Annotated in this window: 23 protein-coding genes; 7 read left to right on the plus strand and 16 right to left on the minus strand. The window is 35.1% G+C overall.

Annotation, left to right across the window (positions count from 1 at the left end; all coding sequences use genetic code 11):
* Positions 1–134 precede the first annotated feature (134 nt).
* Positions 135–1,160 (minus strand): hypothetical protein, encoded by a 1,026-nt coding sequence (locus PFY10_04420; GenBank protein WBV57689.1) that lies wholly within the window; start codon positions 1,158–1,160, stop codon positions 135–137.
* A gap of 24 nt (positions 1,161–1,184) precedes the next feature.
* Complete coding sequence (gene gyrA, locus PFY10_04425) at positions 1,185–3,785, minus strand: DNA gyrase subunit A (protein WBV57690.1); 2,601 nt, start codon at positions 3,783–3,785, stop codon at positions 1,185–1,187.
* 148 nt (positions 3,786–3,933) lie between these two features.
* On the opposite strand from gyrA, the gene PFY10_04430 reads away from it, so the two are divergent.
* On the plus strand, positions 3,934–4,248 hold the full coding sequence (locus PFY10_04430) for a DUF4286 family protein (protein WBV57691.1): 315 nt from the start codon (positions 3,934–3,936) through the stop codon (positions 4,246–4,248).
* Positions 4,249–4,564: 316 nt separating this feature from the next.
* On the opposite strand, the gene PFY10_04435 is transcribed toward PFY10_04430, so the two are convergent.
* From PFY10_04435 to PFY10_04445, 3 genes are all read right to left on the minus strand, one after another.
* The gene (locus PFY10_04435; protein WBV58918.1) at positions 4,565–4,786 is read right to left on the minus strand and encodes a hypothetical protein; all 222 of its coding nucleotides are present in this window, start codon (positions 4,784–4,786) and stop codon (positions 4,565–4,567) included.
* A 145-nt stretch (positions 4,787–4,931) separates the two neighbouring features.
* Positions 4,932–5,432 (minus strand): GNAT family N-acetyltransferase, encoded by a 501-nt coding sequence (locus PFY10_04440; protein ID WBV57692.1) that lies wholly within the window; start codon positions 5,430–5,432, stop codon positions 4,932–4,934.
* A 4-nt stretch (positions 5,433–5,436) separates the two neighbouring features.
* The gene (locus tag PFY10_04445; GenBank protein WBV57693.1) at positions 5,437–5,949 is read right to left on the minus strand and encodes a DUF421 domain-containing protein; all 513 of its coding nucleotides are present in this window, start codon (positions 5,947–5,949) and stop codon (positions 5,437–5,439) included.
* A 143-nt stretch (positions 5,950–6,092) separates the two neighbouring features.
* Here PFY10_04445 and PFY10_04450 point away from each other — a divergent pair, with 143 nt between their 5' ends.
* Positions 6,093–6,632 carry a hypothetical protein gene (locus tag PFY10_04450; protein WBV57694.1) on the plus strand — a complete coding sequence of 180 codons (540 nt, stop codon included), beginning with the start codon at positions 6,093–6,095 and terminating at the stop codon, positions 6,630–6,632.
* 34 nt (positions 6,633–6,666) lie between these two features.
* Here PFY10_04450 and PFY10_04455 read toward each other — a convergent pair whose 3' ends face one another.
* The 3 genes from PFY10_04455 to uvrA form a co-directional block, all read right to left on the minus strand.
* The gene (locus PFY10_04455) at positions 6,667–6,801 is read right to left on the minus strand and encodes a bacteriocin (protein WBV57695.1); all 135 of its coding nucleotides are present in this window, start codon (positions 6,799–6,801) and stop codon (positions 6,667–6,669) included.
* 125 nt (positions 6,802–6,926) lie between these two features.
* Positions 6,927–7,322 (minus strand): hypothetical protein, encoded by a 396-nt coding sequence (locus PFY10_04460; GenBank protein ID WBV57696.1) that lies wholly within the window; start codon positions 7,320–7,322, stop codon positions 6,927–6,929.
* A 348-nt stretch (positions 7,323–7,670) separates the two neighbouring features.
* Positions 7,671–10,499, minus strand: a complete 2,829-nt coding sequence (uvrA, locus tag PFY10_04465; protein ID WBV57697.1) for an excinuclease ABC subunit UvrA — start codon at positions 10,497–10,499, stop codon at positions 7,671–7,673.
* Between the two features lie 154 nt (positions 10,500–10,653).
* Between uvrA and PFY10_04470 the strand changes: the two genes are divergently transcribed.
* From PFY10_04470 to PFY10_04480, 3 genes are all read left to right on the plus strand, one after another.
* The gene (locus PFY10_04470; GenBank protein ID WBV57698.1) at positions 10,654–11,229 is read left to right on the plus strand and encodes a Crp/Fnr family transcriptional regulator; all 576 of its coding nucleotides are present in this window, start codon (positions 10,654–10,656) and stop codon (positions 11,227–11,229) included.
* Positions 11,230–11,351: 122 nt separating this feature from the next.
* A complete protein-coding gene (locus PFY10_04475; GenBank protein WBV57699.1) occupies positions 11,352–12,026 on the plus strand; it encodes a type 1 glutamine amidotransferase domain-containing protein in 675 nt (224 codons plus the stop codon).
* A gap of 19 nt (positions 12,027–12,045) precedes the next feature.
* Positions 12,046–12,345 carry a putative quinol monooxygenase gene (locus tag PFY10_04480; GenBank protein ID WBV57700.1) on the plus strand — a complete coding sequence of 100 codons (300 nt, stop codon included), beginning with the start codon at positions 12,046–12,048 and terminating at the stop codon, positions 12,343–12,345.
* Positions 12,346–12,396: 51 nt separating this feature from the next.
* Here the strand turns inward: PFY10_04480 and PFY10_04485 are convergent, their stop codons facing one another.
* The 3 genes from PFY10_04485 to PFY10_04495 form a co-directional block, all read right to left on the minus strand.
* A complete protein-coding gene (locus tag PFY10_04485; GenBank protein WBV57701.1) occupies positions 12,397–14,280 on the minus strand; it encodes a type VI secretion system baseplate subunit TssF in 1,884 nt (627 codons plus the stop codon).
* A gap of 21 nt (positions 14,281–14,301) precedes the next feature.
* Positions 14,302–14,742 carry a GPW/gp25 family protein gene (locus tag PFY10_04490; protein ID WBV57702.1) on the minus strand — a complete coding sequence of 147 codons (441 nt, stop codon included), beginning with the start codon at positions 14,740–14,742 and terminating at the stop codon, positions 14,302–14,304.
* 189 nt (positions 14,743–14,931) lie between these two features.
* Positions 14,932–16,347, minus strand: a complete 1,416-nt coding sequence (locus PFY10_04495) for an amino acid permease (protein WBV57703.1) — start codon at positions 16,345–16,347, stop codon at positions 14,932–14,934.
* Between the two features lie 144 nt (positions 16,348–16,491).
* Here PFY10_04495 and PFY10_04500 point away from each other — a divergent pair, with 144 nt between their 5' ends.
* The gene (locus PFY10_04500) at positions 16,492–17,007 is read left to right on the plus strand and encodes a DUF4920 domain-containing protein (protein WBV57704.1); all 516 of its coding nucleotides are present in this window, start codon (positions 16,492–16,494) and stop codon (positions 17,005–17,007) included.
* Between the two features lie 64 nt (positions 17,008–17,071).
* Here the strand turns inward: PFY10_04500 and PFY10_04505 are convergent, their stop codons facing one another.
* A complete protein-coding gene (locus tag PFY10_04505) occupies positions 17,072–18,181 on the minus strand; it encodes a M14 family zinc carboxypeptidase (protein ID WBV57705.1) in 1,110 nt (369 codons plus the stop codon).
* An 831-nt stretch (positions 18,182–19,012) separates the two neighbouring features.
* Between PFY10_04505 and PFY10_04510 the strand changes: the two genes are divergently transcribed.
* Positions 19,013–19,552 (plus strand): helix-turn-helix transcriptional regulator, encoded by a 540-nt coding sequence (locus PFY10_04510; GenBank protein ID WBV57706.1) that lies wholly within the window; start codon positions 19,013–19,015, stop codon positions 19,550–19,552.
* Between the two features lie 103 nt (positions 19,553–19,655).
* On the opposite strand, the gene PFY10_04515 is transcribed toward PFY10_04510, so the two are convergent.
* The 4 genes from PFY10_04515 to PFY10_04530 form a co-directional block, all read right to left on the minus strand.
* Positions 19,656–20,828 (minus strand): proline dehydrogenase family protein, encoded by a 1,173-nt coding sequence (locus PFY10_04515; GenBank protein ID WBV57707.1) that lies wholly within the window; start codon positions 20,826–20,828, stop codon positions 19,656–19,658.
* A gap of 64 nt (positions 20,829–20,892) precedes the next feature.
* On the minus strand, positions 20,893–21,822 hold the full coding sequence (locus PFY10_04520; GenBank protein ID WBV57708.1) for a UbiA family prenyltransferase: 930 nt from the start codon (positions 21,820–21,822) through the stop codon (positions 20,893–20,895).
* 11 nt (positions 21,823–21,833) lie between these two features.
* A complete protein-coding gene (locus PFY10_04525; GenBank protein WBV57709.1) occupies positions 21,834–22,760 on the minus strand; it encodes a mevalonate kinase in 927 nt (308 codons plus the stop codon).
* Positions 22,761–22,937: 177 nt separating this feature from the next.
* Positions 22,938–25,103, minus strand: a complete 2,166-nt coding sequence (locus PFY10_04530; protein WBV57710.1) for a M12 family metallo-peptidase — start codon at positions 25,101–25,103, stop codon at positions 22,938–22,940.
* Between the last annotated feature and the right edge of the window lie 7 nt (positions 25,104–25,110).

A 25,110-nucleotide genomic window follows, 5' to 3' on the forward strand; every position in this document is an offset into this window, starting at 1 on the left:
AGAATTTTAACGTTCCAAAAACAAGGATTATCATGTAAAAAAACATTGAAACTGAGGAAGCTCATTTTCGGATTAAAAAACAAAAACCGAAACAAAATTGTTTCGGTTTTCTATATCAATTCTTTTAAAGAATATTATTTAGCTTTTCCCTGAAGTTCAGCTTCTTTAGCTTTCATTTCAGCCATCTTAGCCTGATTCTTAGTAATGCTGTAAATCTCCTTCAGCATAGTAACCGCATTTGCATCATTAGGAAGAGCCTTATACCAGCTTTCAGCATAAGGTAAAGCTTTGTTAAATCTTTCTTTTCTGGCTTCAATAAGCTTCGTTGCATCATCCGGCTTAGTTTTTCTAAGCGTGTTGATTTCATTTACCGCTTTATCATCTTCTCCGATTATTGTATACACTAAGTTTTGATAAGCATTGGCAAAATCAGGCTTCAACTCAATTGCTTTTTTGAAAGAAGCTTCAGCATCTGCACCGGTAGCAGGATTTTTAGATTGCATAACTCCTAAATTATACCAATTGGTAGCATCATTAGGATTTTTTGCCAACTGCTCTTTTAAAGTAGCCACAAATTTATCTGTATTTCCTGACTGATAATAAGCTGTACTTTGGAAGTCTTTCAGCTTAGCATTATTAGGAAATTTAGCTAATCCTTTTTCAATGATAGCTACAGCCTCGTCATTCTTTTTGGCATTTAAAAGCAATGTAGATAAAGTCTCATATAAATCAGGCTCTACACTTGGAGTTTGCTCTGTTTTGAAGTCTGAATAATCTGAAGATTTTTTCAGCATCTCCCAAGTTCCTTTATCATAAGTAGCAACCTGACCTGTTTTTTTATCTTTTGCCGTATAGTTGGTCTGAACTCCTGTATATCCTGAATTGATCAATTCAGTATAGATCTTAATGGCTTCATCAACGTTGTTAGCCAAAGCATAGTTAAGTCCTGCATAATACATATACACTTTATCATCTTGGCCATTCGTTTTTAACAGGTTATAAACCTCTAAAAACTTAGGAGCCGCAACAGCATAGTTTTTCGCATTATATGCATCCATAGCTGCTTTGTTAGCATCTTGTAGCTGAGCATTTACATCCTTCTTCTGTCCGAAAACAAAAGCTGAAGAAATAATCGCTATACTTAAAATTAGCTTTTTCATAATCAGAATTTATTTTATTTACATTTATTCTTCAGAATCTGAATCTCCGTTTTCATCTGCAGACTCTTCATTTTCCGAATTATTTTCTAATTGTGGTGTTACATTTGCATCTGCATCGCTGCTTTGTGTAGATTCTGCTCCTTCTTCTCCTTCCTCCAACTCTTCTTCTACATCCTTATCCATCTCCACTTTTGCAATCGCCGCAATTTCATCATTTTTCTTAAGGTTGATCATTCTAACCCCTTGTGTATTTCTACCCATAACCCTCATTTCATCCATATTCATACGAATAGCAACACCGGATTTATTGATGATCATCAAGCCATCTTCATCCGTTACATTCTGGATGGCAATAAGATTTCCTGTTTTTTCGGTAATGTTTAGCGTAATAACTCCTTTTCCTCCTCTGTTGGTAATTCTGTAATCTTCAACAGCAGTTCTTTTACCATAACCCTTTTCAGAAACCACTAAAACGGTTTCATTCTCTACATCGTTCACAACAATCATACCAATTACCTCGTCATTATCTTCCATGGTAATACCACGAACCCCGATAGATCCTCTACCTACCTCTCTTACTTTTTCTTCCGGGAAGCGGATACATTTACCATTTTTAGTAGCAATCATAATCTGAGAAGTTCCGTTCGTAAGCCATGCTCCTAACAATTGGTCATTGTCTCTGATTTCAATAGCATTAATACCATTAACTCTTGGTCTTGAATAAGCTTCAAGAGATGTCTTCTTGATCGTACCGTTCTTAGTGATCATAACCACACTCATCTGATTGATGTATTCAGCATCTTTCAGATCATTGGTTCTGATATATGCTTTGATCTTATCATCCGGTTCGATATTGATAAGGTTTTGTACAGCTCTTCCTTTTGCCGTTTTAGAACCTTCAGGGATTTCAAATACCCTTAACCAATAACATCTTCCTTTTTCTGTAAAGAACAACATATACTGGTGATTGGTCGCAGAAACAATATATTCAAGGAAATCTTCATCTCTTGTTGTTGCCGCTCTGTTTCCTACACCACCCCTACTCTGGATCTTATATTCTGACAGGGAAGTCCTCTTGATATATCCTGCGTGAGAAATAGTAAGAACTACCGCTTCATTAGGAATAATGTCTTCAATTGACATTTCACCTCCTGAATAATCGATTTCAGTTCTTCTTTCATCACCATATTTTTCTTTTACTTCAAGTAATTCCTCTTTAATGATTTCAAACCTTCTGCTTTCGTTAGCAAGGATATCTTCTAAATTCAGAATTTCTTTCATGATCGCGTCATACTCATCACGGATCTTATCCAGTTCCATTCCCGTTAAACGAGCCAAACGCAGATCAAGAATTGCCTGGGCCTGGATTTCAGAAAGATCAAACTCCTGAATCAATCCTTCCTTAGCAGCCTGTGGGTTTACACTGTGACGGATTATAGAAATTGCCTTATCCAGAGAGTCCTGCGTACCGATCACCTTCATGAATCCTTCAAGGATATGTGCTCTTTCTTTGGCTTTCTTAAGCTCAAACTGAGTTCTTCTTATAACAACATCATGTCTGTGCTCTACAAAGTGATGGATAATATCCTTTAAGTTTAATTGTTCCGGTCTTCCGTGTACCAAAGCAATATTGTTGACACTGAAAGATGTCTGAAGTGAAGTATATTTATATAATAAATTCAATACAACATTCGGAATCGCATCATTTTTCAGCTCATATACAATACGAAGTCCGTTTCTGTCGGACTCATCTCTTATCTCATAAATCCCTGGAATTTTCTCATCTTTAACCAGCTCAGCTGTCCGGGCAATCATTTCAGCTTTGTTTACCTGATATGGAATTTCAGTTACGATAATAGCATTTCTGTTTCCTATCTCTTCGAAATTAACTTTTGCTCTAAGAACTACCCTTCCTCTTCCTGTATGGAATGCATCTCTTACTCCATCGTATCCATAAATAATTCCTCCTGTTGGAAAATCCGGAGCAACGATGTGCTGCATCAGCTCATCTATGGTAATTTCTTTATTATCGATGTAAGCAACAATAGCATTAACAGACTCAGACAGGTTATGCGGGGCCATGTTGGTTGCCATACCTACGGCAATACCGGAAGTTCCGTTAACTAAAAGATTAGGGATTTTAGTAGGCATTACAGTAGGTTCCTGTAAGCTGTCATCAAAGTTATTCTGAAAATCAACTGTTTCTTTGTCAAGATCAGCAAGAACGTCGTCAGAGATTTTTTTCAATCTTGCCTCAGTATAACGCATTGCTGCAGGTGGATCTCCATCCATTGAACCGAAGTTCCCCTGACCATCAACCTGTGGATAACGTAAACTCCAGGATTGCGCCATTCTTACCATTGCATCGTATACAGAAGAGTCTCCGTGAGGGTGATATTTACCTAAAACATCCCCAACAATTCTCGCAGATTTTAAGTATTTTCTATTAGAAAAAACCCCTAATCCATACATACCATAAAGCACTCTTCTATGAACGGGTTTTAAGCCATCTCTTACGTCAGGTAACGCCCTTGAAACGATAACCGACATCGAATAATCGATATAAGATGACTTCATTTCATCAACAATGTTGATAGGAATTAGTCTTTCTCCTTCTTTTTGCATAAACAAATTTTATTATAATGACAGTCAGACTTTTAGCTGTGAGTCTGAAAATTATTTATTTTGGTTTTTTAATAACGGGCTAATTTACGAAATTTTTACCGATTTTTGTGGTAGAATTTATCCACAAAATCTTAAAAATTCTTAAAATATGAGCCTATTAAGTATAACTTTCCATTGCACAAAAAATAATCTTGAAGAGTGGGAAAATTATATGGATGAGACATTGGTTTTAATGACTGAAAATCTAATGGATGTAAACAAATATATTCTTTCTGAGATCGAAAGTGATTATATCGACGAAGGGAAGAATTATAATCTCTTGCTGATCTTTGATAATGATGAGCTTCGGACAGATTTTATCGAGAGTGAGCTCTTAAACATTAGAGAAAGAGTTGAAAAACAGTTCGGGCAAGAGGTCATGATATTCAATACTTTCTTGAACCCTAAAAAAACAAGAATGTAATCATAAAAAAGCTCTGAGATTTCAGAGCTTATTTGTTGTATTAAAAATTAATTATAAATCTCTTTCATTACCTCGAATGATGCGGAGGTCCATGTGGTCTTGGCGGTGGAGGTGGATGATGCAGACAAGAAGTAAGCAGGAAAACCAACGCCAGTATGCCGATAGTTTTAGTCAGGGTTTTCATATTTTTTCTTTTTATGATTACCATAACAACAACAATCTGGATGCCAGATATTTACTTTATACATAATAAATTCTAAAACACCTTATAAATTAAAAACCCTGCTTTTCCAGGGTTTTAATTTTTCAAGAGATCTTAATCTCTGTGATGTTTTTTATGTTTCTTGTGTCCTCGTCCTCTATCATCATCATATTCGTAATAGTACACTCTTTTTTTAACCTGGCCCGGTGCATAGTATCTTGCACTTCCGCCATACACTTTCTTAGCTTGGCCCGGAGGTAATCCTCTCCTTCCATGGTGGTATTCCTGCACTGTACAGCTACTTAGCATTAAAGTCAAAGAAACCACACCTAGCATTTTTATCAAACCGTTCATATTTTCATTGTTTCGAATTTCGAAATGTATATAAACAAGGTTGATGCCAAAAGCAAAAAGAAGTTAGAGGTTAGAGGACAAAGTTAAAGTTTAGGAATGCGTTGCCGTTTTTTAAAGCGGACACTGCCTAATCAAACCCAACTGTCTCACTTCTCTTTTCAAGCATGACAAGATCTTTCCACTCTCCATTGAGCTTTCCCACTTTTTTACGAACTCCCACTGTTCTGAATCCATTCTTCTGATGAAATTTTATAGAAGCTTCATTTTCCGGAAATATATTAGACTGTAAAGTCCAGAATCCATGATATTCACTATCCAGAATCATCTTTTTAAGCAGCACAGATCCCAGCCCTTTTCCCTGGTACTGATTATCAAAATAAATACTCACCTCAGCAACACCTTTAAAACATTCTCTTTTACTCACAGGCTTCAAAGCCGCCCATCCGACTACTTCATTATTTTCATTCTCCAATATCCACCTGCAATCATTGAAAAATTCCGTATTCCAAACTTCTCTGTTAGGAGCCTCTGTCTCAAAAGTGGCAATCCCACCATCAATTCCCTGTTGAAATATTTCTAATACACGTACTTCGTCACTGGGAAGCATTTCTCTGATCTCGTAGTTCATTTTATTACTGATATTTTCTTTTATTTTTTCTTTTTATCCTCGAATAATGAGTCTGCTTTGTCTGGTTATCTTCCGAAACAACACTGATATTCCCATCCACTTCCAGAATCGATAACCTTACATCTTCTATTCTTTCTACTCCATGCTCCCTGATCGCTTCCTCCAGCTCATCTTTGGTAATTTTTACTGTATTTAAAGCTTTTTCATCGATCTTACCATCCTTTACCAGGATTACAGGATTTTCTTCCATAAACGTTTCAAAAGAACGGTTAGAAAACATTAATCTTTTTAGTATAAAATTGGCGGCAAAAAGAACAAGTGCAGCAATGAGACCACCCTGCAAGGAAGTATCCTGACCCACCATTGCATTTTGCACTGCATTGGAGATTAATAATAACAAGACTACGTCTCCCGCGTTAAGCTGAGATAGCTGATTTTTGCCGAACAGACGGATCGCTACGACCATAAACAGGTATACACAAAGCGAACGGACTACAACATCTAGGATAGGATTCACCAATTATATTTATATCTATCAAATGTATAAATTTTTATGATTCTGATGAGTATTTTTTAATAGAGTCCTATCAAATTCAATTATGAAAAATTATAAAAGATTGGCATAAAGTTTGAGCATCTGTTAGCATCAAACACAATATTATGAAACGACTGCTTTTTTTCCTATCTCTACTGCTACTTTTTAACAGCTGTGTAACAAGCAAAAGCAGCAATGAAAAGGAAATAACAGCTAAAATCGACCAACTCTATAAATACACTTCACCGTCCAATTCTACTTCTTCAAAGGAACTTTTTTCTCCTGATCTAAAAAATATACTTGATCAAGCAAACAGGATAGCTGATGCGGATGCCCAAAGAATAAAAAACAGCAACTATCCCACTGATAAACCTGCAGCAGTAGAAAGCTTTATTTTCACAGGAGTACCTGATGCTACAAATCAAAAAATAAAAAGCATAAATGTAACCGGAAATACAGCAGAAGCCATCGTGGAAATGGAAATCAGTGAATATAAAGCAGACGATAAAATATATCCTACTCTGGTTTGGGAAAATACAATTCAACTGATCAATGATAAGGGCTGGAAAATTGACAATATCATTTTTACTCAAAGGTCTACCCTCAAAGAGCAACTCAAGGCTTTTATTATCGAAACAAAAAAGGCCCTGTGCTATAACAAATAAAAAAGCTGCTTCGTCAAGCAGCTTTTTTTTTATTTTAAGGACACTGAGCGATTGGAACTTCGCTACATACTGTCTTATTCAATCTTTCACAGTATACGCAGTATTTTTTAGGTTCTCCGCCATACACTGATTTTAATTCTTCCTTGTTAAGTTTCTTTAAATTTCTCATACTTTTTAATTTTAATGTTTGGTAAATTTAAAACGAAGAACAAATTAATTTATTACAGTTTTTTGCAGAAAATTTTCACTATTTACACTTAAAAACTATCAAAACTTCTTTTATGAAAAGATTTATTACCTGTTATCAATCTCAACTGTTACAGGCATTACATAGGTATAAGCAATAATGTTGTTATTAAAATCTTTACGATTTATTTTCAGATTCGTTAAAACATTTTCAATCTCTTTACTTACATTCTTGCAATCACCTGTTGAGTGTACATTCACAATTTTTCCATTTTCTGTAATATCAAATTTCACTTCTGAATTCACAACACCTTGTTTATATTCATAATTAGTAAAGTCGAAATTATTGATAAGCTCTTTTCGTATTTTATTGAACGTATCATTTTTGCTCAGCTGAATTTCAGGAATGACATTACCACTTGTAGTCTGTGCTTTTAAAGTACTCAATGAAACAAATCCTATAATGCACAGGAATAGGGCACCTATTTGAATTTTATTTTTCATAACTAATTGATTTTAAATATTGTAATATTCCATTTATAATTACTACTCTAAGTTATTAAAAATAATTCATATTCAGTTAATATTTAATTAACATCCAGTTAACATTAAAACATAAAACACTAAATAACAGATATTTAAATAGATTAATAATGTGAAAATTTAATATTGGAGTTGAGAAAACCACCTTTTTATACCCTATTTTATCGAAATCTTTACGATCCAATTGGCTTTGATAATCAAGAATCTTTTAGATTTAGGAATAAAAAAGAGGATAGTACACTATCCTCTCTTTATAAAATGAATTCAGTAAATAAAAATATCTATTCCAATGAACTATAAATTGGATATCTATAGTTCTTTTTTCAGAAATTTACCGGTCAAACTTTTCTTAGACTTCACGATTTCTTCCGGAGTTCCCTGGGCAACAATCTGTCCCCCGTGCTTTCCTCCTTCAGGTCCCACATCAATAATATGGTCGGCCAATTTGATTACATCCATATTGTGTTCAATAATAATGAATGAATTTCCTAGTTCTACCAATTGATTGATCGCGTCCATCAAAATTTTAACATCTTCAAAGTGAAGACCCGTGGTAGGCTCATCAAGAATATAGAGTGTGTTTCCGGTTTGCCTTTTGGCAAGCTCAGTAGCCAGTTTAATACGCTGGGCTTCTCCTCCTGATAGTGTAGTTGATTGCTGTCCCATTGTAATATACCCTAAACCTACATCCTGTAAGGTTTTAACTTTACTGTAGATCTTAGGAATAGGTTGGAAAAACTCTACTGCTTCATCAATTGTCATATCCAGTACATCAGAAATTGATTTACCTTTATAACGGACTTCAAGGGTTTCCCTGTTGAATCTTTTCCCATTACATGTTTCACAGTGTACATACACATCCGGAAGGAAGTTCATTTCAATTACTTTCAATCCACCTCCCTGACATGTTTCACATCTTCCACCTTTTACATTGAAAGAAAATCTTCCCGGCTTGTAACCGCGAATCTTACTTTCCGGAAGCTCTGCAAAAAGGTTTCTGATATCAGTAAACATTCCAGTATAAGTTGCTGGATTGGATCTCGGAGTCCTTCCAATCGGAGCTTGATCTACATCTACTATTTTATCAATATTCTCAAGCCCTTCTATTTTTTTGTATGGCAAAGGTTCCTGAACCGCTCTGTAAAAATGCTTGTTCAATATAGGATATAATGTTCCGTTAATCAGAGAAGACTTACCACTTCCCGAAATTCCTGTTACCACCACAAGCTTTCCTAAAGGAATATTGAGATTTACATTTTTAAGGTTGTTTCCTGTAGCTCCTTTTAAAACGATGCTCTTACCATTTCCAGATCTTCTTTCGGCTGGTATTTCGATTTTTCTTTTTCCATTAATGTAATCCGCTGTGATAGTGTCGGCTTTCAAAAGATCTTTAGGTTTTCCCTGCCATAGAATTTCACCTCCAAACTTCCCGGCTCTAGGACCAATATCCAGAACCTCATCCGCTTCAAGGATCATATCTTTATCGTGCTCTACCACTAAAACAGAATTTCCGATATCTCTCAGGTTCTTCAATGAATTGATCAGCCTCTCATTATCCCTTTGGTGAAGTCCGATACTGGGTTCATCCAGGATGTAAAGAACATTAACCAATTGAGAACCGATCTGTGTAGCCAGACGTATCCTTTGGGATTCTCCCCCTGAAAGCGTTTTTGAGCTTCTGCTTAAGCTTAAATAGTCTAATCCTACATCCAGCAAGAACTGAAGCCTGGTTTCGATTTCTTTTAAGATTTCGTAAGCAATAATTTTATTTTTTTCTGAGAATTTATCTTTAACATCATGGAGCCAATCTTTCAGATCAGCCAAACTCAATCCATTAACCTCAGCAATATTTTTACCATCAATTTTAAAGCTCAGACTTGATGGCTGCAGGCGGGTTCCGTTACATTCAGGACATGTTTCCTCTGTAGTAAAATGTCTTTCCAATAAAACCCCTTCATAAGATTCCTTTTCATCAATAATTTCTTCCATAAAAGGAATCAATCCATCAAAATTAATCTTTATCTTTTTAGTGATCCCTGCATATTTAAGGTCTTTGTTAAATTCTTTATGACATCCATAATATATATATTCCAAAGCTTCTTCAGGAATATCCTTCATGGGAGTTGTAAGACCTAAACCAAATATCTCCAGGATATTTTTAATCTGTGCTAAAATCCATTTATTCGATTTAATATCTTCTAAAGGCAACAGACCTCCCTGATTAATGGATAATTTAGGGTTTTCCACAAAATAATCCGTATTAATCTTTTTAATAGTACCAAGACCTTTACAGTCCGGGCAGCTTCCTTTCGGCGAGTTGAAGGAGAATGTATTGGGTTCCGGCAATGCTAATGAATGTCCTGTTTCTGCATCCATTAAGTTTTTTGAAAAGTACTCAATTTCCGTACTTCCTAGTTTTTGAATTCCGATAATTCCCTCTCCCATCTCCATAGCAGTTCTGAGTGACTTCTCCATTCTGCTTTCAGATGCATTTTCTCCAATGATCCAACGGTCAATAACGATATCAATATCGTGTGTCTTATAACGATCAAGCTTTAGATCATATTCAATATCCTGTAGTTCACCATCAATTCTTGCCTGCCCATACCCTTTTTTCGCCATCTGTACGAAAAGCTCATGATAATGCCCTTTTCTTGAACGGACTACAGGGGCCATAAGCATGATCTTTTCCCCTTTATAGTTTTCTTTAATAGTTTCAAGAATCTGATCTTCCGTATAGCTAACCAATTTTTTTCCTGTAGAAAGGGAATAGGCGTCAGAAACCCTTGCATATAACAGACGAAGGAAATCATACAATTCCGTAACCGTTCCTACTGTAGATCTTGGGTTTTTATTTGTTGTTTTCTGCTCGATAGCAATTACGGGAGATAATCCTTCTATCTTATCGACATCAGGACGTTCCAATCCTCCCAAAAATTGTCGTGCATAAGCAGAAAATGTTTCTATATAACGACGCTGGCCTTCTGCAAAAATGGTATCAAAAGCCAATGAAGATTTTCCACTACCGGAAAGCCCCGTAATAACCACTAATTCATTGCGTGGAATTTTGACATTGATATTTTTAAGGTTGTGCTCGCGTGCGCCGTAAATTTCTATATATTCTGTTGATTTACTCATAATTTGGCGTGACTTTACCTGAAAATCACAATGTGCAAAATTACGGAATTTTATGGAATTTTTTATGTTAAAAAGTGTTAGATTAATTAACTCTAAAAGTCCTGTTTTTGTTTTTTAAAGTTTAAATTTACATTGCTTTAACGCTAACTAATCAATGCAAAGACTACGCGACCATATTGAAGAGATAACGTCCCTTACTGATGAAGAATTCGAATATATCAAAACATTTTTTACACTCAGGAAAGTCCGTAAGAATCAATTTCTGCTTCACGAAAGTGATGAAGTAAAATTTGAATTCCTGGCTTTAGATGGAATTTATAAAGTTTTTTACATCGATGAAAATGGAAAAGAACATATTGTACAGTTTGCTAAAAAGAACTGGTGGATGACCGATTACATCGGTTTTTTTAAGCAAAACAATGCAACTATGTTTGTGGAATGCCTGAAAGAGGGTGAAGTGGTATGCCTGACCCTTGAAGGAAGAGAGAAACTGGCGGCTGAATTTCATAAAATGGAACATTTCTTCAGAGTAAAACTTACCAATGGATATATTGCTTTACAGCAAAGGATTACATTACTATTATCCAGTACACCTCAACAGCGATATGAAGAATTCTCAAGATTATACCCGGATCTTATCCTCCAGATCCCGAAAAAATATGTTGCGGAATATCTGGGCGTAAGCAGGGAGACTCTAAGCAGATTGTATACCAATAATAACAAGTACTGAGTGTGATCGAAATCATACTTTTTTTGTGACTCCGATCCTTCTTTTAGCATTCCTTATCACCATAAATTTGCTATATCAATCGGAAGAATTCCGATGAAGCAAAATAACAAATAATTCAAGTCATGAAACCAAAAGTATTAATCATTGTATCCAATGCCAGCTCAATCGGGCCGGAAAACAGAAGAACAGGAACTTTCCTTCCGGAAGTAGCACATCCGTATGCAGAATTTTTAAAAGCCGGTTATCAGATTGATTTTGCCAGTCTGACAGGAGAGACACCATTTTTAGATGCCTTAAATTTAGCTGATGATCCTGATAATTTAAAATTCCTTACAGGTACCGGATGGTCAGATATGCAAAAAGCAGCTTCGTTATCCGGTTTTAATAGTAATGAATATGATGCGGTGTTCATACCCGGTGGTTTAGCACCAATGGTAGATATGCCGGAAGCACCTCTTCTCAAGAAATTTATAGCTGAGATATATGAAAAAAATGGTATTGTAGGAGCCGTATGTCATGGTCCTGTATCTCTTCTCAATGTACAATTAAGCGATGGAAGCTATTTGGTAGCCGGAAAAAATATTACATCTTTTACCACGGAAGAAGAAGACAACTATGCGAGAAAAGATGTTCCCTTTGACCTTCAATCTGCTTTAACGGAACAAGGCGCTATTTTCCACGCTGCACAACCATGGTCAGCCAACAGCATTGCTGATGGGAATCTGATTACAGGACAAAACCCCGCCTCCTCAAAAGGAGTGGGTGAAAAAATAGTTGCTGCTTTAGAAGCTAAATAATCTAATTAAATCTAAAAAAATGAGCCAGAAAGAAGTTTATGTATATGCGAGGTGGCAGGTAAAAGAGGGAGAATTACCTACCGTATTGAATATGATGAAAGAAGTTGCTGAACAAAGCTCCCGGGAAGATGGAAATTTATTTTATAAACTCCATCAGAGTCAATCGGATAGGAATACATTGATTTTATTTGAAGGATACAAAGATTCAGAGGCTGTAGAGATACATCGTAATTCTGAATATTTTAAGAAATTGGTATTGGAACAAATTGTTCCTTTACTCGAAAGCAGAGAAGTGATCCTTATGGATAAAATTGTATGATGCCTTTATAAAATTAAAATTCCGGAAATTATGTTTTTCCGGAATTTTAATTTAGTTTTCAAAAAAGTCAACATCTTCGTTACTGATACTGACAATATATTCTATACCATCTATTGCTTTAGAAATGATTTGGTTCCGAAGCATGTTGGACATATTCTCCCAATACGCTCTTCCGTAAAAAGAATAATTCTGAGGGATAATTTCAATCTCTACTGTTCGTACAAAACCTTCCTTAGGCTTATTACTGATCATAGTTCCCCTTCTCACCCTTACCTCTTTCAGTTCATCTTTAAGTACCATTCTGCAATAATTTTTCACATCTTCCAATGAGATTATCTTATCACGGGTTGTAAGTGCATATTTATAGGCCTGAATGCTGTCTGTTCCTTTTTGTTCCTCAGCTCCTCCGATTGTTTCTGTAAGAAGTACTAAAGACTGCGATTTCAGCTGATTGGATAATTCGGTTCCCGGACGCATATGATTGGCCAGAGTACAATGAGTAATCCAAAAGGATGCATATGTATGATCAGTCTTTTCAACAGGTTCCATAATAACGTAATTCAGTTCCTGCTTGATACTTCTTTTAGCATTATTAACCTTTTGTACCATTGATTTCATTTTATCAGACATCTCGCTCAACATCCCTTTTACATTGTCCCTGTTTAAAAGTGAAAATGCTGCAATCTCGTCTCTTGTGAGTTCCAGAACATTGGCAATCATATCGACTGCATTTCTGTTGGTAAAGCGTTCCATTCCTCCTTTTCTTACCGTATAAAGTCCTTTTTTAAGGTCATCGGTCGGAGTAAAAGGAATTTCCGTATATCTCCTTCCCTCTCCATCCTGTACCTCATCAACATATAAGAAATGTTCTCCCTCATCTGTTACCAAAGGAATGTTATTTCCCATGATATCAAGGCTGTATTCCGTTTTTTTCCATCCTCTGTTATAAATAGGAAAAGCATTGAAAACAAATGAGAAATTATCCAGAATTTCTGAAGAAAACTGTGGCGGAAATTCAAAAGTCAGCCATAGATATTGTTTTCCATCAATATATTTTTCTATCTCTTCTCTTCCTTCAAGGAAATTCAGATTCTGTGGGAGTTTACCGGATTCAGAAAATAAGCTGTTTGATAAGCCTGTTATTTCAATGAATTTGTGATGGTAGATGCTTTTAATATCTTCAATTGTTTTTGTCCTGATCGATTGTTCACGGAACATTTGTTCATATCCTTCTGCCTGAGCATTTTTAAGATATGATAAGCCTTCCCTCACAAATAATGGATTGCCATCGCTTGTAACCGTAAGATAAGGCAATAGCTTATAAACAAAGTCCAGATGTTCAAAGGCAGGATTGGAGCAAAATATACTTAAATATTTAGGAAAATTCTCACTTACGTACTTAGAGACATCCACTCCAATGGTTACCTTACGGTAATCTTCCGGTTTTCCCTGAAATCTTGAAATAGGTATTTTATTCAGTCGGTCATCGATACTATAGCATGTATTCCCTACAAACATAATAGAAGTTTGAATTCTATTGATTCTTACATTACCGATTGGCGTAAAAGGAATGTTAACCTGTTTATCCGATTCTGATTTAACCGTAGAGGTCATCTGCTTTCTAAAGAAAAACTCCGTATGCTCAAGCAATACTTCTGAAGATTCTGAAGGTTGAGTAAAGGCAATAGCATGCGATGGAATTGGATGTGTATAAATAGAAGGAGTCAGTAATTTTGCCAGTTTCTCTAAAATACGGGCATTTACGGTCTGTATTTCATTATTTGCTTTAAAAATTTCAGTACTGAAGGCATCTATCAGTAATTTCACAAACGGGTCCAAAGATTGTGGACTTTTCAATCCCCATACTTTCGTTGCGTTTTGAAGCATTCTTGCCTTTACAGATTCTTTGGAATATATATTTTGATCTAGATTCATAAATTTCAATTACAATAAGCATTAATCAATAGACATAGGGCTCAGAAACAGTTCTGTAGAAAAGCTAAACCGCTCACCGGTTGCCTCCATTTTGGCATTAATGGCAATTCTTACTTTTTTCTTTATTTCCGTGTGCTCTTTGGTATCGTAGCTATGTTCTACAATTTGTATGTGGGCGTCAATCTGTGGCTGAACAATTCTTGGTTCATATTCCTGTATCTGTCTTTTTAGACTTTTAATGAATATATTCTCCCAAACAGCGCTTGTAACTCCATTATCGAATTCAAGGTTCCAAACATCATTTCCGTAATTTTCATCATATCTGTTTTCTCCTTTTTTAGTGGTTATCAGCAACATAATGTTATGGGCTATACTCTCTCCCATGTCGCAGGTATCAATACTTCCTCCTTCGGACATTAGTGTTGACGGAACAAAAGGCATTCTGTAATTTGGTGTGTCCATATATCAACTTTTTTGTTTTGACAGTATTATTTCATTCGCATAAAACAAAATACCAATTTAAACATTTTCAGGAAATAATAAGAAATAAAAATATCATTTAAAAATTACGGCTTTCAAAGTATCTTGAAAGCCGTAAACTATTTTTTACCTCCGTTGCCAGGATGTTTTTTATTTAGCAAATAGATCGTACTACTGATCTGTTTTTTTGTTCCTGTTGATAAAATAATAGACAGGAAGCCCTAATATCACCATTATAAACCCCGGCCAGGTATATTGTTGCTTATAGATCAATAGTAAAATACAAAATCCGGTTCCTATTAATAAATAAATAAGAGGAGTAACAGGATATAACCAGGTTTTATAAGGTCTCTCAAGATTAGGCTGTTTAAATCTTAAATAAATTACACCAAAAACAGTAATCATATAGAATAAAACAATCACAAAAGAAATCATATCCAGTAAATTTCCATACTGTCCGCTCAGGCATAATAAAGAAGCCCAGATTCCCTGCATCCAAAGTGCATTTCCGGGAACTGCATTTTTATTGTTTTTTTCTGCTGACTGGAAAAACATACCATCTTTCGCCATCGTCTGGAAAACTCTGGCTCCTGCGAGGATCAGTCCGTTATTACACCCAAAAGTAGAAATCATGACCAGTAAAGCAATAATAATTGTTCCCGCACTTCCAAATATATTATGCGAAGCAGCTACCGCTACTCTGTCATTAGCCGCGAAAGCAATGGAATCCCTGTCCAAAGCATTCAGGTATACATAATTTACTGCTATATACAGAAGCATTACGGCAGAAGTACCATAGATCATTGCCTTAACCACATTTTTTTTAGGATTATCAATTTCGCCGGATACAAAAGTAACGCTCTCCCAGGCTACGGAACTGAAAACGGAACCTACCATAGCTGCGGCAATACCTCCAAGTAAGGTCATTCCTCCAATAGGCTCCCATCCATGTTTAAGAAAATTTCCGCTAATATCTTTTTTCAGATTGTTAAATGAGTCATAACCAAATTCAAAATTTTCAGAAAGATGGGAAACATCAACTAAAATAAATCCGGCTGCAATAAGACCTATTAATGCTATAATTTTAGAGCCTGTAAAGATATTCTGTAAAATCTTCCCGCTTTCTACTCCTCTTGTGTTGATGTATGTAAGAAGAAGAATAACGACAATTGCTAATATCTGGATCCACGTTATTTTAAACTCACCACTCTGGAAAATTGCTTCAGCATCATTAAGTGCTGGAATCAGGTAAGCAGTAAATTTACCGAAAGCCATTGCAACGGCAGCAATAGTACCCGTCTGAATAACCGTAAAAAGCCCCCAGCCATATAGAAACCCCATCCTTTTACCGAAAATCTCCTTAAGATAAGTATATTGTCCTCCTGCTTTAGGAAACAATGCAGACAGTTCCCCATAGCTTATTGCTGCTGCCACTGTCATTATTCCTGTAATAACCCATACTACGATCAACCAGTATCCGGATCCCAGATTCCTCATCATATCGGCACTTACAATAAAGATTCCACTCCCAATCATAGAACCCATTACCAACATAATGGCATCCCAAAGTTTTAATTTTTTCTGCATAGATTATTTAGAATTTCCAAATATAAACAAATAAGTTTCTGATTTTGAATTTTATGCAAAAATTACAAATACACCTATTTTTTATCAAGTATATCTAACTTATTAATTCAATTTTTATTGTTATTTTTGAAAAAAATATTAAAAATGAAATTCAAATCCATATTACTTGCGGTTGCAATCAGTACTTCTGCTGTAGCATTCGCTCAGGAGACATCACAGAAAATGTTCGCTCCGCCGGCAGGAAATGCTATCGTGGGAGATACTTATGGTGCAGGTGTTGACTCATCAGTAGAATCTAAGGCGATTACGGTTGAAAAACTTGGTAAAAAACTGAAAAAAGAAAATAAAAAACTTGAGAATGTAACCATCAAAGGAAAAGTAACCGATGTATGTGAGAAAAAAGGATGCTGGCTAACTATTCAGACTGAAGATAATTCTCAGTTCTTTGTAAAAATGAAAGATTATGCATTCTTCGTTCCTACTGCTTTGAAGGGGAAAAACGTTGTCTTGGAAGGAAATGCCGAAAGAAAAGTAATCTCTGTAGATGAACAAAAGCATTATGCTGAAGATGCTAAAAAACCACAATCAGAGATTGACGCTATCACAAAACCAAAAGAGGAAGTGAGATTTGTAGCTAATGGAATCAAAGTTGTTAATTAATCCTGCAGATCTCATCTAATAAAACAAAAGCGGAACAAATGTTCTGCTTTTTATTTTTCATTTTTTAATCTTCAATACTAAAATCTACTTTTTCATCCAGCTTAGGATATTTGGTAGCGCACACAAATTTCTTTCCCGTACAATCTATTTCAAGCCATCCCTTTCTTTTCTTTACATCTCCCACCTCCATAACAAATGGAATAAAAGACAAATCATCTTTTCCTTCTTCTTTAATTTCTCTGTACTGAACTGCGATATCTAAAATACAATGATGATCTGTATTCAGCTTTACATTTCTGTAGATAATATCGTAGTGGCTTTCTTTATTCTCCGGAATATCGAGGTAAGATTCCCAGCCTGTAATATCAGAATTAAGTTCACTGATTGCTTTTAAAGCATAGAATAATGCTATAGTATAATATTTTCTTGTTCCTGTCCTTGTGTAATCATCTACAAAGTGTCCTCCCTCAAATAGAATCGTAGGCATTCCTGCTTTAATAAAATTATCACCGGTTGATGTTGGATAAAACTCATCAGAATATCTTCCAATCTGATTAGGAATTAAATCTTTTAAATGATTGTATATCCTTCCAATCACTGCCATACATTTTTTTCTGTTGTCCGTAACGGTGCGCTCTTCATTTTCAGAGGGAGCCAAAAACGAAAGTGTGGCTGGATGGATTCCATCTGTTGTAAAAATAGTCCTTTGCTCATGTAAATTAAGAGCATAATCATATTGGTTTGCAGATACTATATTCTTAAGGAACTTAATCTCTTTACTGGCCTCATTATGAAAATCCCTGTTAAGGTCTATATCCGTTGCATTTAGCCTTGTCCATCTTTCAGAGCCATCAGGATTTAGCATAAAGATAAAGTCAAGTTTGATCTTGCTGAATAAATCTTCCTTCATTTCAGGATATTTATCAAGACTTACCAGCAAGTCAAGCATAGCATGGGTAGCGTTTGATTCATTTCCATGCATTTGCGACCATGCCAGTATTTTAATAGGTCCACTGCCAATACTTAATTTATAAATGGGCTTCTCCAAATACGATCTTCCGATCTCTATAATATATTCGCTGAGATTCGTCTGTAGGTAAAAAAATAATTTTTCAGGGGAAATATAGCGATTAGGAAAATTTGGATTTTGAAGATAGATCTGTTCAAAGTTCATTTCATAATAATTTACATGAGTCAAAATTAGCCATTTTTAAAGAGAAAATAAAATTAACATTTGTAACTTCATTAAACAATGTAAATTGCCATAATGTCTGTGGATAAAATTGTGGATTGCTAATAATTTAATATAATATTATTAAGTGATTTAAAATCAAATATTTACTATGATTATCTAAATGCTTATTTTAAATTCACTTGAAGTGATCAATCCCCTATTTATCCTCAATTGAGGGTAATGTGATTAAACACAGTAAGATGTGGAAAACATAAATTTCATGCCTTATATACAAATGTAAATTGTGGATTATTTTCTTATTTTTTTAGATTTCCGTCATTAAATAGGCCAAATAAAAAGTCATTTTATTATAAAGTAATGCATTGAGGAATTTTCAGAGTAATCTTAATCAGTTTCTCATAAGAAATAGCCATTAATAGACAATTAGCGTTTAAATTTGAGCATAGCTGCATATCATATATGGTTGAAATCAGGCAATTATCATTGGTCCTATTCCAGCGTCATTCAAAAAGACAATAAATAGTGATGAATAGAGCCTTATCAGAAGATTAATGCTAATTTTTGAACAGCATCCGATTAACAGGAAATTTATTGACTTCTTATTTTAAGTATATATCATTAAAATCAGATATGAGGATAAATTGTTGAATAAAAATTATAGTAGAATTTTATAAGTAATGTAATATCCTGTTTATCAGTAATATATCTATTTACTTTTGTATATTATGGATGTGAATAATTATTTACATTTGTATTTTGCATTTGTAAATTTATTATTTACATTTGTAAAACAATTAAAAGCTTATTTTTATGAGTTTAAATGAAAGAATTTCTAAAGTTATCGAGTATTCAAGACTTACTCCTTCTGAATTCGCAGATGAGATCGATGTACAGCGATCTTCCATTTCTCATATCACTTCCGGAAGGAACAAACCTTCTTTGGAATTTATTATAAAAATAAAATCTCATTTCCCAGAGATCCTTTGGGATTGGCTAGTCAATGGCGAAGGTGAAATGCTCAAATCAGCCTTACCCGAAACTTCAGTTCCCGAACCAGATGAACCGGATGAAGAAAAGTTAAAGCCTACTTCCCTCCCTGATCTGTTTACCATGATGAACGATGATGAAGATTTCGGCATTGATGAAGATGAAATTGTTCCCCAAAAACAACCCCTTCGAGAATCTCCTATACCGTACAAGGTTAAAGCTCAAGAAAAAATAAACGATTCTCAGCGATTAGAGAATTCAAATGATAAAATTATTAATCAAGTAATTGAAAATCAACAAAGTAAGATAAAAAGAATCGTTTTGTTTTATGAAAACGGAAAATTCGAAAGTTTTGAGCCATAAAAAAGCATTGCCAATCATTTATTATCTTGAGATTCTCTAGTATTGCGAATAAAAAAACCTCACAATTGGTGAGGTTTATTATTTTTTAAATAATTGGTATTAATTATTTACTGTTTTTTCTTCTTTCTAATTCTTTCTTTAACAGTCCCAGTTCTCTACCGGTCTGCCCGGCCACAGAAGTGTTTTCCTGAGCTCTTCTGGTCAAATAAGGAACTACGTCTTTTACTGGGCCATAAGGAAGGTATTTAGCCACATTATAGCCTTTATCTGATAAAGCGAATGTAATATTATCACTCATCCCGTAAAGTTGTCCAAAATATACATGAGGATTACCCGTTTCCAGAGATTTTGTTTTCATTTTATCCATAACCAACTCGGAAGAGATCTCATTGTGGGTTCCAAAAAATGCTGAAACTTTATCTAAATGATTCATTACAAAATCAATTCCTGCATTATAGTTCCTATCAGTTGCTTCTTTATTAGGCTGGATAGGATCTGCATATCCCTTTTGTTCTGCTCTGGCTCTTTCCTTTTCCATGTAAGCCCCACGCACTATTTTATATCCGATAAAATAATTCTTTTCTCGGGCTCTTTGCAAATGGCTTTCCATGTATTCCAGCCTTCCGGTTCTGTACATCTGAATCGTATTCCAAACAATTGGTTTTTCTTTGTTGTACTTTTCCATCATCTCTTCACAAAGATGATCTGCAGCATCCTGCATCCATGTTTCTTCTGCATCAACCATTACTTTCTTATCGTTCTCATGACAAAGCTTACAAACCTCATCAAACCTTCTTACCACTCTTTCCCATTCTTCTTTCTGGCTGGTCGTTAGCTCTGCGTTTTTACCAACTGCTTCATACAGATCAATTCTTCCAAAAGCTGTAGGCTTAAAAACAATAAATGGAATTGCCGGATTTCCTACGGAAAATCTTACAATATCCTTGATTTCCTTACATACTGCATCAAAAGTTTCTTCATCTTCTTTTCCCTCAATTGAGTAATCGAAAATACTTCCAACCCCTCTTTTAAATAATTGCTTTACCACTTTCATGCTTTCTTCCCGTGTTTCGCCACCACAGAATTGTTCGAATAAAGTATTTTTTACAATCCCGGTTACAAAAGGAAAATTATGATGAACGGTAAAATTAAGAATAGAAGTTCCAACACTGGTTAAAGCCGGTTGTTCAATCATTTTAAACATCCAATATGCTTTTCTTAATTGGGCATCTGTTTTGTCTGCAAATGCAACTTTAGTATCGTTAAAAATGGGCATTCCTTTTTATTAAATTTAATTTTGCAAAGGTAATAATAACCTTAGTCTTTTTAAAAAATATTTTTTAAAATTTACTTTCGATCCCGTTCAAAAGCATCGCAATAATTCCTACGAAGACCCAAAGTCTTAATATATTCAATGTTATGAACTTGCTTTTCCGGGAGTAGTTGAGGAGTAAATAAATACATAAAATCATAATAAACATCCCGCCGACAAAGTAATAAGCCATAAAACCTGAAACTCCGGTTCTCATAATTAGCTTCATAGACACCACCATCGTTACAATAAGCAGAGATACGATGATGATTTTAGTTGTTTTATTTTCGAAATAATTAGGAATTGTAGTATATCCAAACGCTTTATCAACGCTTTTGGTTAGTGTGTCTTTTACAATATCAATGCATAAAAGGATCAAAAAAAGGAAAATGGCCATTAAAAGAACCTTTTTGGAAAAAGTTTCATAGTATACCATCATCCCAAAGAAGGGATATAATGTAAGACTTACAAAAGTAAGGTTATTCAGCAGCAATACACGGCTTAACTTATGGCTGTAAAACCACATAAAAAACTGATAGATCAGAAAAAAAATAAATACGTTATGTGAAATAAACCAAGCAACTCCCAGGGAAATAACACTTAGTGCGAGGTACGCGTACAAGAAATATTTCTGGGCAATAAAACTTTGAATTCTTGTACGAAAAGGTTTCACCACATGGTCCTTTTCAAAATCGTAGAATTGGTTGATAATTCCTCCCGCTAGAATGCTCAGTACCGTACAGAAAATAATACCGTGGACCTTAAAATCGAAGACAAAATTTCGAAGGCTTTCCTCCTGATTAAATAAGAAAAAAGTAGATACGTAAAGCGCAAATGTAAGCAAGATCGCTACAAAAAACCTTGCGCCTAAAAGAAAGCCCACGAACTGTGAGAATCTATAAAATAAAGATTTAGATATATAGTTTTTTGATTGGAAAGTTTCTTTTTCAGAATTCATTCCCAATCTATTTAAAATCTGTAAATAACCTCTTTGTTAAAACCATCAAGCATTTTTTCCGCCTTTTCATAGTCTTTGGTAAATCCAAGTATATATCCTCCGCCACCGCTTCCGCATAGCTTAAGATAATAGGCATTGGAATCCAGACCTTTCTTCCATATGTTGAAAATACTTTCCGGAATCATTGGTCGAAAATGTTCATATGCCCAGTGTGAAAGTTTTTTCAAGTTTCTAAAAAAAGGATTCATATCCTTTTTTAGAAAAGCCTCGATACAGGCATTATTATAACGGATAAATTCTTCTTTTAATGTTTTACGGAAACCTTCTGTCTTCATTTTTTCAAAGAAAATCTGAATCATCGGGCCGGTTTCTCCGGTCATTCCGGAATCTATAAGGAAGATTGCTCCTTTTCCTTCTTCCCCTTCAGGAATAGCAACCCTATCGATATTTTCTTTGTTTTCGATAAGGATGGGAAGATTCATATAACAGATTAAAGGATCCATTCCTGAGCTTTTGCCGTGAAAATAGCTTTCCATTTCTCCAAAAACAGCTTTCAGTTTTTTAAGATTTTCTTTGGAAATATTCTCCGGGTTAAGCTTATTCATAGAATAACGTTCAAAAATAGCAGCTACTAAAGCCCCTGAACTTCCTACCCCATATCCCTGAGGAATATTGGAATCAAAGAAAAGTCCATTTGAAATATCTTTTTTAAAACTTTCTATATTAAGTTGGAAGTCATCAGAAAGATTAAGATCCGCAAGAAAATCAGAATATTTCTGCAGATGCTGATTTGATTTCAATTCAAATTCAGAATTCAGATCAGAGAATTTTAAAGCTCCTTTATAGAAACTATAAGGTACCACAAGCCCTTGGGAATCTTCTATCATCCCATATTCTCCAAACAGAATTATTTTTGCGTAAAATAGAGGGTTCGTCATCTTGACAATAAATCTTTTTGCAAATTTAAGATTATTCTGCTGAATATAATCAAAATCCGGGCCGAATTACAATATTTTTTGAACAATAATGGATTTATAACCATAAGCCTTATTCATACTTCCAACCTGATCAACCCAATAAAAAAGCCTGATCAAATCAGGCTTTTTTATTGGGTATTATTGTTTTATTAATTTCTTTACTACTGTCTGTTTTTCCGTTTCTACAGAAACTATATAGTTTCCTGTTTGTATTGATGAAATATTAATTTCTGATTTATTTCCCTTTAATGAATCGGATGACAACACTAACCTTCCTGCTTCGTCGTACATTTTATAGGACCTGAGATTTTCTTTAGCTGAAATGACAATCATATTCTTTGCTGGGTTAGGATAAATATTTACGGTATTGTCTTTTGTACTTACATCTTCAATACCTAGAACAGCACAGGAAAAACCTGCTTTCCAACCACTTCCTGTTTCAGCAGGATCCGATACAAACCTTACAGTAATAGCACCTGTAGCATGAGTAGAAGTAAATACTCCCGGCAATGTATTCCCAGTTAAAGTCCCATTAGCAAACAAAGGTGAAGTTGTTGAAGGACCATTATAAATATACATATAATCATAGTCTTCTTCCAATTCAAGTTCTGTAAAAGTCATGCTGAGCGCCGAGCCGGAACTCGGATAAAAAGTTTTTACAATAGTTTCATTATTACCATAAGCACCATTCACCCCTCCTGTATCTGTAAATAATATACCTCCACACCAATTGGCATCTGTTAGAAATAACTGGGATCTTTGAAAAGCATTTGATCCCGAACAACCCGATCCTACAAAAAGTCTGTAGTAAGTGGCCGGTTGAAGGTTCGCTAAGCTAATATTTTGCGTGGTTGTATTTCCTGATGTCACAACTGTTCCGTCCATTGTTGTCAATTTATACTTCCATGAAGTAGAAGTTCCATCCGTAATAGTAGCATTTGCTGTATTTGTGGTAATATTAGAAATATTCATAGCCGTAATGCTAAGCGCACAAGGTGTTGTACAGTTGGTTCCCAGACAAGGTTTGGAGTCTACGGTATTCCTGATTAGTGCTGCAGGTTGCGGGCCAAATCCATTACTAAAACTTATTCCCACTCCTGAAACAAGGTGACAATAGCTCATGATCGTACCCTTTACCGTGGTGGCTGGAATCGGGCCTGTGCAGCCTTCACTATACCCGGCCTGTGCACCACATCCGTCTATTGCTGTTCCATTACCATTCCATGCACAAGCATGGGTATGGGGAGAACCTAAACTATGTCCCATTTCATGAGTCATTGCTTGGATAGTCCATGAATAAACAGGAACATTGGAATAGGTCTGAGAGATGCCCGAATATGCATATTTATTTCCCGTGCAAAGTGAATTGAGATAGGCAATACTCGTTGTAGCCGGAGCATTTACTAAATGAGCAAGATCTCCATTAAAAGTAGGCCTGTTTGTTCTGAAGCTGCTAAGATTAGCACCAGGAGTACCTGTATAAGGATCCGCAGTAGTCCAGATAAAAATTTCATTAAGGGCTACTTTTATATCATCATTATTATAAAGTGTTGCGATATTGTTATGAACAGCCGTAAGCCAATTCGTTACCGTTGTTGTATTGGAGCCGTTATTTTGATAAGGAGCAAAACAAACTTCATAATAAATCCGGACACAGTTTTCAGTAACAGCTTTATTAACAGTAGCAGGATCAAATGCTGTCTTTTGAACCTGATTTTCTTTTAACTCGTCTACTCCACAAACAAAAGGATTCGTGCCTGTAAGTTTTGACTCAGAATAGCTTACAAAATCTTCCGAATTCTTTATTTTTCCGACAATAACATTTCCTAATTCAGAGGATGAAGCTACTCCAACTACATCATCTTCAAAGAAGCTAAAAGCAACGATCGAAGAATTATCTCCCTTAATGATACCTCTGTAATACGCCCCAGGGTTATATGGCACAATTTCCCCTGTATTGGTGGTTACTTTAAAGTTATCTGTAAAAATCTGATGTTTGTAAAGCTCTACGGTAAGCTTTTTATCTCCTTCGAAAGGGAATGAAATTTCAATAGATTCAGGCTTGTCTCTGACCAACTTTTTTAGATTTACAGAATGAATAGTCATTGCAGTAATATCTGTGGCTGCCCTTTTATATTCCTCCATTTTAGGTGAAGTTCTATTAATATTGAAAAGATCATATTTCTCAAAGTGTTTACCTTGTTTATGATATTCTGATATTTTCTGCGAGACAGGCCTTAAATTCTGAGCAAAATTTAAGATAGAGCATAACGAAATGCTAAAAAGTAGAATTTTCTTTATCATTATTAAT

The sequence above is a fragment of the Chryseobacterium daecheongense genome (assembly GCA_027920525.1).
GTDB lineage: Bacteria > Bacteroidota > Bacteroidia > Flavobacteriales > Weeksellaceae > Chryseobacterium > Chryseobacterium proteolyticum.

What these genes read in the sequence shown, in the direction of transcription:
- PFY10_04485 (WBV57701.1), bottom strand. Translation starts at nt 14,280, where the DNA reads ATGAATCTAGATCAAAATATATATTCCAAAGAATCTGTAAAGGCAAGA.
- uvrA (WBV57697.1), bottom strand. Translation starts at nt 10,499, where the DNA reads ATGAGTAAATCAACAGAATATATAGAAATTTACGGCGCACGCGAGCAC.
- PFY10_04455 (WBV57695.1), bottom strand. Translation starts at nt 6,801, where the DNA reads ATGAGAAATTTAAAGAAACTTAACAAGGAAGAATTAAAATCAGTGTAT.
- PFY10_04470 (WBV57698.1), top strand. Translation starts at nt 10,654, where the DNA reads ATGCAAAGACTACGCGACCATATTGAAGAGATAACGTCCCTTACTGAT.
- PFY10_04490 (WBV57702.1), bottom strand. Translation starts at nt 14,742, where the DNA reads ATGGACACACCAAATTACAGAATGCCTTTTGTTCCGTCAACACTAATG.
- PFY10_04505 (WBV57705.1), bottom strand. Translation starts at nt 18,181, where the DNA reads ATGAACTTTGAACAGATCTATCTTCAAAATCCAAATTTTCCTAATCGC.
- PFY10_04460 (WBV57696.1), bottom strand. Translation starts at nt 7,322, where the DNA reads ATGAAAAATAAAATTCAAATAGGTGCCCTATTCCTGTGCATTATAGGA.
- PFY10_04430 (WBV57691.1), top strand. Translation starts at nt 3,934, where the DNA reads ATGAGCCTATTAAGTATAACTTTCCATTGCACAAAAAATAATCTTGAA.
- PFY10_04530 (WBV57710.1), bottom strand. Translation starts at nt 25,103, where the DNA reads ATGATAAAGAAAATTCTACTTTTTAGCATTTCGTTATGCTCTATCTTA.
- PFY10_04440 (WBV57692.1), bottom strand. Translation starts at nt 5,432, where the DNA reads ATGAACTACGAGATCAGAGAAATGCTTCCCAGTGACGAAGTACGTGTA.
- PFY10_04495 (WBV57703.1), bottom strand. Translation starts at nt 16,347, where the DNA reads ATGCAGAAAAAATTAAAACTTTGGGATGCCATTATGTTGGTAATGGGT.
- PFY10_04500 (WBV57704.1), top strand. Translation starts at nt 16,492, where the DNA reads ATGAAATTCAAATCCATATTACTTGCGGTTGCAATCAGTACTTCTGCT.
- PFY10_04525 (WBV57709.1), bottom strand. Translation starts at nt 22,760, where the DNA reads ATGACGAACCCTCTATTTTACGCAAAAATAATTCTGTTTGGAGAATAT.
- PFY10_04435 (WBV58918.1), bottom strand. Translation starts at nt 4,786, where the DNA reads ATGCTAGGTGTGGTTTCTTTGACTTTAATGCTAAGTAGCTGTACAGTG.
- PFY10_04420 (WBV57689.1), bottom strand. Translation starts at nt 1,160, where the DNA reads ATGAAAAAGCTAATTTTAAGTATAGCGATTATTTCTTCAGCTTTTGTT.
- PFY10_04480 (WBV57700.1), top strand. Translation starts at nt 12,046, where the DNA reads ATGAGCCAGAAAGAAGTTTATGTATATGCGAGGTGGCAGGTAAAAGAG.
- PFY10_04475 (WBV57699.1), top strand. Translation starts at nt 11,352, where the DNA reads ATGAAACCAAAAGTATTAATCATTGTATCCAATGCCAGCTCAATCGGG.
- PFY10_04510 (WBV57706.1), top strand. Translation starts at nt 19,013, where the DNA reads ATGAGTTTAAATGAAAGAATTTCTAAAGTTATCGAGTATTCAAGACTT.
- PFY10_04450 (WBV57694.1), top strand. Translation starts at nt 6,093, where the DNA reads ATGAAACGACTGCTTTTTTTCCTATCTCTACTGCTACTTTTTAACAGC.
- PFY10_04520 (WBV57708.1), bottom strand. Translation starts at nt 21,822, where the DNA reads ATGAATTCTGAAAAAGAAACTTTCCAATCAAAAAACTATATATCTAAA.
- gyrA (WBV57690.1), bottom strand. Translation starts at nt 3,785, where the DNA reads ATGCAAAAAGAAGGAGAAAGACTAATTCCTATCAACATTGTTGATGAA.
- PFY10_04515 (WBV57707.1), bottom strand. Translation starts at nt 20,828, where the DNA reads ATGCCCATTTTTAACGATACTAAAGTTGCATTTGCAGACAAAACAGAT.